5 protein-coding genes are annotated in these 5,715 nt (G+C 67.9%); 2 read left to right on the forward strand and 3 right to left on the reverse strand.

Translation table 11 applies throughout. The features are described from left to right. The 3 genes from ACTHL9_RS09175 to ACTHL9_RS09185 all read right to left on the reverse strand — a co-directional run. The coding region (locus ACTHL9_RS09175; protein ID WP_440518546.1) for a family 1 glycosylhydrolase at positions 1-335 on the reverse strand (335 nt) is incomplete at its 3' end. Continuing rightward, complete coding sequence (locus ACTHL9_RS09180; protein WP_440518548.1) at positions 332-1,075, reverse strand: SDR family NAD(P)-dependent oxidoreductase; 744 nt, start codon at positions 1,073-1,075, stop codon at positions 332-334. The genes ACTHL9_RS09180 and ACTHL9_RS09175, both read right to left, overlap by 4 nt. Before the next feature lie 14 nt (positions 1,076-1,089). Continuing rightward, positions 1,090-2,694, reverse strand: coding sequence for a hypothetical protein (locus ACTHL9_RS09185; RefSeq protein WP_440518550.1), 1,605 nt, complete (start codon positions 2,692-2,694; stop codon positions 1,090-1,092). Positions 2,695-2,899: 205 nt separating this feature from the next. On the opposite strand from ACTHL9_RS09185, the gene ACTHL9_RS09190 reads away from it, so the two are divergent. Both ACTHL9_RS09190 and ACTHL9_RS09195 read left to right on the forward strand, forming a co-directional pair. Next, complete coding sequence (locus tag ACTHL9_RS09190) at positions 2,900-4,099, forward strand: sensor histidine kinase (protein WP_440518552.1); 1,200 nt, start codon at positions 2,900-2,902, stop codon at positions 4,097-4,099. Then, positions 4,096-4,758, forward strand: coding sequence for a response regulator (locus ACTHL9_RS09195; protein ID WP_440518554.1), 663 nt, complete (start codon positions 4,096-4,098; stop codon positions 4,756-4,758). The genes ACTHL9_RS09190 and ACTHL9_RS09195 overlap by 4 nt, the downstream gene beginning before the upstream one ends. The last annotated feature ends 957 nt before the right edge of the window (positions 4,759-5,715 follow it).

The raw sequence follows: 5,715 nt of genomic DNA on the forward strand, positions 1-5,715 counted from the left end.
GTGAAGTGGCTGAGCGTGACGACCGGGGTGATGCCGAGCTCGAAAGCCGTCTCGATCATGCGGCGGTAGTGCGCCAGCTCGGCGCGGGAGAACCGTCCGGGGAGGGGTTCGATGCGGGCCCACTCAATGCCGAAGCGGTACGAGTTCAGGCCTGCGCCCGCGAGGAGCTGCATGTCCTCCCGGTACCGGTGGTAGCTGTCGATCGCGTCGCCGCTGGGCTCCATGCCCGGGACGGTCTGCTCCTGGACCCACCAGTCGCTGTTGAGGTTGTTGCCCTCGATCTGATGCGGTGCGGTGGAGGCTCCCCAGAGGAAGCCGGGCGGGAAGCTGTTCATGCGACGGACCACCCGCCGTCGCTGGGCAGGATGGCTCCGTTGACATTGAGGGAGTCATCGCTCAGCAGCCACGTGATGGCGGCGGCGAGCCGCTCCGCCTCGGCGACGGGGGAGCCGATGGCCTGCAGGAGGGGGAACACGCGTCCGGCCGCGAATTCGCTGCGGACCGTGGCCTCTATGTTGGTGGCTACGGCGCCGGGCGCCACGGCGTTGGTCCTGATCCCCTGCGCCCCGTACATGTAGGCCGTGTTCTTCGTGAGCCCGATGACCGCGTGCTTGGAGGCGGTGTAGGCCGCGCCCGCCGCGGAGCCGCGCAGCCCCGCCTCGGAGGCGACGTTGACGATCGAGCCGCCCTCGCCCGCGACGAGGAGTGGGAGCGCCGCACGGGTCAGCCGCATGGGGGCCGTGACGTTGACGCGCAGCACGCGGTCCCAGGTGTCGTCGTCGACCTCGCCCAGCGGCAGGAAGCCGTCCATGATCCCGGCGACGTTCGCGACTCCGTGGAGCACGCCGTCGCACGCGGCGATGACGCCGTCGATCGTCTGGCTCTCGGCGACGTCGCCGGCCACGGTTCTCACGTCCGACCCCGGAAGCGATGCCTTCACCTCGTCCAGCCGCTCCGGCACGATATCCGTCGCGACGACCCTCGCGCCTTCCTCGGCGAGTCTCACGGCGGTGGCGCGGCCAATTCCGGAGCCAGCGCCGGTGACAATGATGGTCTTTCCTTGAAAACGGTTCATTGCTGAATTCCTTCTTATTCGACGAGGTCTTCGATATTGAGCTGGACTCCGCCGTAGCGCGCGAAGCCGTGGCTCTTGGGCTGGCCGTCCGTATCGCGGTCGAAGAGCAGGCGGGTTCCGTCCTGCCTGCCGGACCAAGTGGCGCGGAGGCGCATTTCGCCGGGGTGTTCGCCCGTGAGTTCAAGCTCGGCCTGATAGACGGTGTCGCTGACGAAGGAGCTGCGGGTCTGTTCGAAGCCCTGGTAGAACGTGCGCCCGTCGTCGCTGTAATCGACGTACGTGATTTTCGAGGCGGCGGCACGGCCTTGGCTGAGATCCCCGGCTTCGCGCTCGAATTCGAGATAGCCGGAATGCGTTCCTGCGATGCGCCCGCTCGAAACGGGGGCCGAGGCCTTTTTGAGGGTCTGTTCGGCTGCGGCGCCGCTGATGCTGTACGGAGCGGACGACGGCGTTGGCCGGGTGGGCACCGGTGCGGACGGTTCGTGGTCCAGCAGGTGAGCGACGCGGACGCGCATCTCTCGGTAAGTCCCGGGCCGTTCGCTGCCGCGCAGCACCTCGAGCCACATCGTCTTCCGGCCCGAGGGGTTCCACGACATCGGCGAGCAGTAGACCCAGGACTCATCCGGGTTGTTGAGCGGGACGCCTTCGTACCCAGGCTCGTTCATGGACTTCTCGATGTCGATGAGAACCGGGCCCACGTTGCCTTCCCGGAAGCTGCGGACGCCGCTGACGGTGTACGTGTAGACGGCCCAGGCCAAGTCCATCCCCGCGAGAATCGCGTGGGGTCGCGGGACCAGCCCCAGGATCGCCGGGTTGGTGCGCTTCGAGGCGCGCGAGGTCATGACGAGCCCCAGGCGCTCGTCGGGGGAGAAGATCGTCGTCTCGTCGTAGCCCGGGGTCTTGGTAACGCGGAGCAGTTCCTCCGAGGCGAGATCCTGAACGACGGAATCCGGGAGGAAGCCGTCCGTGCCGCCGACCGCCGAGATCGCGGTGCCGCCGCGGACGAACTGCTTGACCTCCCCGCCCCTCACCGGTTGCGGAAGGAAGTAGCCGTCCCGTTCAGGATCCGGGGTGAGCGCGTCGGCGGTGCTGATGATCGTCGGGTCCTCGATGACGTACCCGTCCTCGGCGCGGCTCAGCCTGCCGAGGCCGACGACGGCGCCGAAGTCATTCCTCAGGGTGGTCCACGAAATGTGCTCGTTGTCGGGGGAGACGATGATCTCGGACCAGTGGTGCGAGGTCAGAGGGTCTTCCTCCAGACCCCACGGGTACTCGACCGGGACGAGTTCTGCGCGCGTGCAGGTGTCGAGGTCCGGCGTGCACTCGAGCACATAGTCGCCCAGCAGCAGGCGACGGTTGTCGGCGAATGGCATGTGGCGGATGCCGTTGGCCTTCGCGTGCTGCGGGATGCGGCCGGAGAAGATCGTGCGGAAGTTGGTGCCGTCGTCGTCGACCACCGCCACGTGATACCAATCCTCGCCGAAAGGGTCCGCGTCGCTCCGGTAGAGGACGCACACCTTTCCGGAATAGGTGTACGTGGCGCTGGGGTCCCTCACGTCATCGGGGAGCGGGACGTCGGTGATGTCGATCCGACCGAAGTCGTCGGTGGTGATGTGCATGCCGACAACAGTCCCGCGTCCCTTTCGCGCGCACATCCGGCCAGCAGAGTGACTCGTGATCCGCAGATGGAGTAGGACGTCTACTACAGTTGCAGTAGATTCGCGGTCTTGGCAGACAGCACGCGAATTCGTGGAATAACCTCGAAGAGGGCTGGCAGTTCGGGGAATTCCGGCGTTCAGCAGCACCGATCAGGAGGAGGCGATGATGCCTATGCCACATCACCTTCGAATGGTGCGCCGACGTCCCGCAACGGCCGCGGGTCCGGGGGCCTTGGCCCCACGGACGTGGGAGCTCGCCCTCGACGTGGTCGCCGTGCTCATGGTCATCATCGAGCTGTACCGCGAGCTGACCCTCGGGGCCTCGGTCCTCGGACTGGTGCGTCTGGCCGTCGCGGCCGGGTGCATCGGGGCGCGCCGCAAGTTTCCCGTGAGCGCGACCGTCGTCGCTGCGGCGGCCGGCGCGGCCATCATCCTGGACCAGGGCTACAACCTCACGGTGTGGACTCTGGTCCAGATCTGCCTCTTCTCCGTGCCGCTGCGACGGTCACGCAGCGTATCGATTGTGCTCGGGATCGTGGTCTGCCTTCCGCAGTACCTCTTCACGATGGCGGTGCTCAAGGTCGGCCCGCTCGAGCCCACAGCGTTGATCTCGCCGCTCTGGACGGCGGCCGTGCTCGGAATTGGCCTTTCCCTCCGCAGCCACCAGAATTACATTTCCGCTCTCAGCAAGAGCGCTCAAGCCGCTCTCGACGCCCGCGAAAGCGACGTCATGCATCGGATGGCGGAAGAGAGGCTCCGCATCGCGCGCGACCTGCATGACGCCGTCGCGCATAATGTCGCCGTCATCAATGTCCATGCAGGCGCTTTGGAACGAATTCTTCCCACGCCCACCTCCGCCGTCCAAACCTCCTTGACCGAAATCCGCAATGCCTGCCGCAATGTCCTGACCGAGATGCAGGACATTCTCGCGATTCTCCGCCGCACGGAAGACGAGCCTGCCCGCACCCCGACCAACGCGGTATCAGTTCCCGCGCTGATCGACTCGTTCCGAGGCTTGGGCATGGAACTTGAGGGGGAGATCGACCTTGAGCCGCCGCTGAATGCTTCTTCGGATGCCGCGCTGTACCGGATCATCCAGGAGGGGCTGACGAATGCGCACCGCTACGGTACGGGCGCCGCGACAGTGCATGTGTACCGCAGCGGCGAGCAGCTCCGGATCGACATCGACAATGCCGTGGCCCCCGGAGACGGGAGCCCGGAAAGCGGTGGATTCGGGCTGATCGGCATGCGGGAGCGCACCGTCGCCGCCGGGGGAACTTTCGACGCCGAACGGCGCGGCCAGACTTTTGTGATCCGGGCGGCCCTGCCTCTCGCGGCCGAGCCGACGGAACAGGCGGAAGCATGATCACGGTCCTCCTGGTGGACGACCAGCCCGCCATTCGGGTGGGCCTTCGCGCCATCCTCGAATCCGCCGGGTTTCGCGTCGGGCCCGAGGCCGGCAACGGCCGAGAGGCGTTGGTCGTGGCTCAGCAGGTGCGGCCCGACGTCATCCTCATGGATCTCCGGATGCCCGGGACCGACGGCCCCACGGGAGTGCGACTCATCCGCGCCCAACCTGAGCTCGAGAGCATCAGGATCATCGTGCTGACCACGTTCGACGAGGATCCCGACGTCCTCGAAGCTCTGCGGGCCGGTGCCGACGGCTTTCTGAGCAAGAGTGCCGGGCCGGACGAGATCATCGACGCCGTCCGGAAGGCGTCGCTCGGGGAGGTGGCCCTGTCCCAGACCGCGCAGAAAGCCGTGCTCCGTCACCTCCTCACGAATTCGGGCACCACTCCCACAGCCCAAGACGCTGCCTTGGCCGCCGCTCTCACGGCCCGCGAGCGGGATATTGTCATTGCCGCGGCCGAGGGCCTGGACAACGAGGCGATTGCCGCTGCCTTCTTCATTTCGCCGCTCACGGTGAAGACGCACATCAATCGGGCCATGATCAAGCTGCATTCACGGGACCGCGGCCAGCTGGTCGCTGCCGCCTATCGAATCGGCCTGATGAGCAAGAACTGACCGCGCGGGGCGGTTCGCGCGATCCCAAGCGGGTAACCGCGGGATACCGGTCGCTCCGCACCCGCGACCCGTGCGAAAGGGCCTTCCGCCATCGCCACAATGTTGCACCCTCGGCGGAGCGTGGGGGTCGAAGAGGAACCCCTGCTTTTCGATTCCGCATCCGGAACCCCCGCAACCGCAGGCGAACAGGTACTCATGGCCTGGGAGCAGATCGAACTCGTGGGGCCGCCCTTGTTCGGCCACGAGGACATCCAAGCCGCGATCCGTCTGAGCCGCAGACGGCTGGACGAGGCCGCTCTTGCGGTGGGGGCCCGCGCCGTGCCGCTGGCCACGTCGCCGGTGCCGGTCTACCCCCATCTGACCGAGAGCGTCCGATACCGGCACAGGTGTCCTGCTCGACTCCGGCATGGTGTACGCGACTCTCCGACGCCCATCCCACGGTCGAGGTCCGCATCGCCGACGTATGCCAGAACCCTGCGCACGCCGCCATGCTCCCGGTGCTCACCCGGGCGCTGGTCGAGACCGCGGCCTGCCAATGGCAGGCCGGTCTAGCGCCCGACGACGTTCCCGCCGAGCTGCTGCGGCTATGGACGTGGCAGGCGAGCAGGTTCGGGGTGGAAGGCGAACTCATCGACCCCACCACCCGCACCCCGCGTCCAGCCGGCGACGCGTTGGCACCGTCGCATCGATCCTGCGGGACGGCTCGGGCGCCCGCCGTCAGCGCCTCGCCCGCGCTCTCCATGGGAGCCCGGAAGGTGCCGTGCAAGACGCACCGACGCAGCCGCCGGGGGCCCCCCCCCGGGGGGGGGGGTGGGGGGGCCGCGGGGGGGTGGGGGGGGTGGGGGGGGCGGGGGGGGCGCCCCCCGCCCCCCCCCCCCCCCCCCGGCCGCCGACCCCGGCCGCCGACCCGATCCGGCCGGTGACGACCCCGGACAGCGCTTTCTTCTGGGCCGGTGT

The sequence above is a fragment of the Sinomonas sp. genome (assembly GCF_051955515.1).
Classification (GTDB): domain Bacteria; phylum Actinomycetota; class Actinomycetes; order Actinomycetales; family Micrococcaceae; genus Sinomonas.

Bases quoted from the DNA above. Each gene is read 5' to 3' on its own strand.
- ACTHL9_RS09180 (WP_440518548.1), bottom strand. From the start codon at position 1,075: ATGAACCGTTTTCAAGGAAAGACCATCATTGTCACCGGCGCTGGCTCC.
- ACTHL9_RS09185 (WP_440518550.1), bottom strand. From the start codon at position 2,694: ATGCACATCACCACCGACGACTTCGGTCGGATCGACATCACCGACGTC.
- ACTHL9_RS09190 (WP_440518552.1), top strand. From the start codon at position 2,900: ATGCCTATGCCACATCACCTTCGAATGGTGCGCCGACGTCCCGCAACG.
- ACTHL9_RS09195 (WP_440518554.1), top strand. From the start codon at position 4,096: ATGATCACGGTCCTCCTGGTGGACGACCAGCCCGCCATTCGGGTGGGC.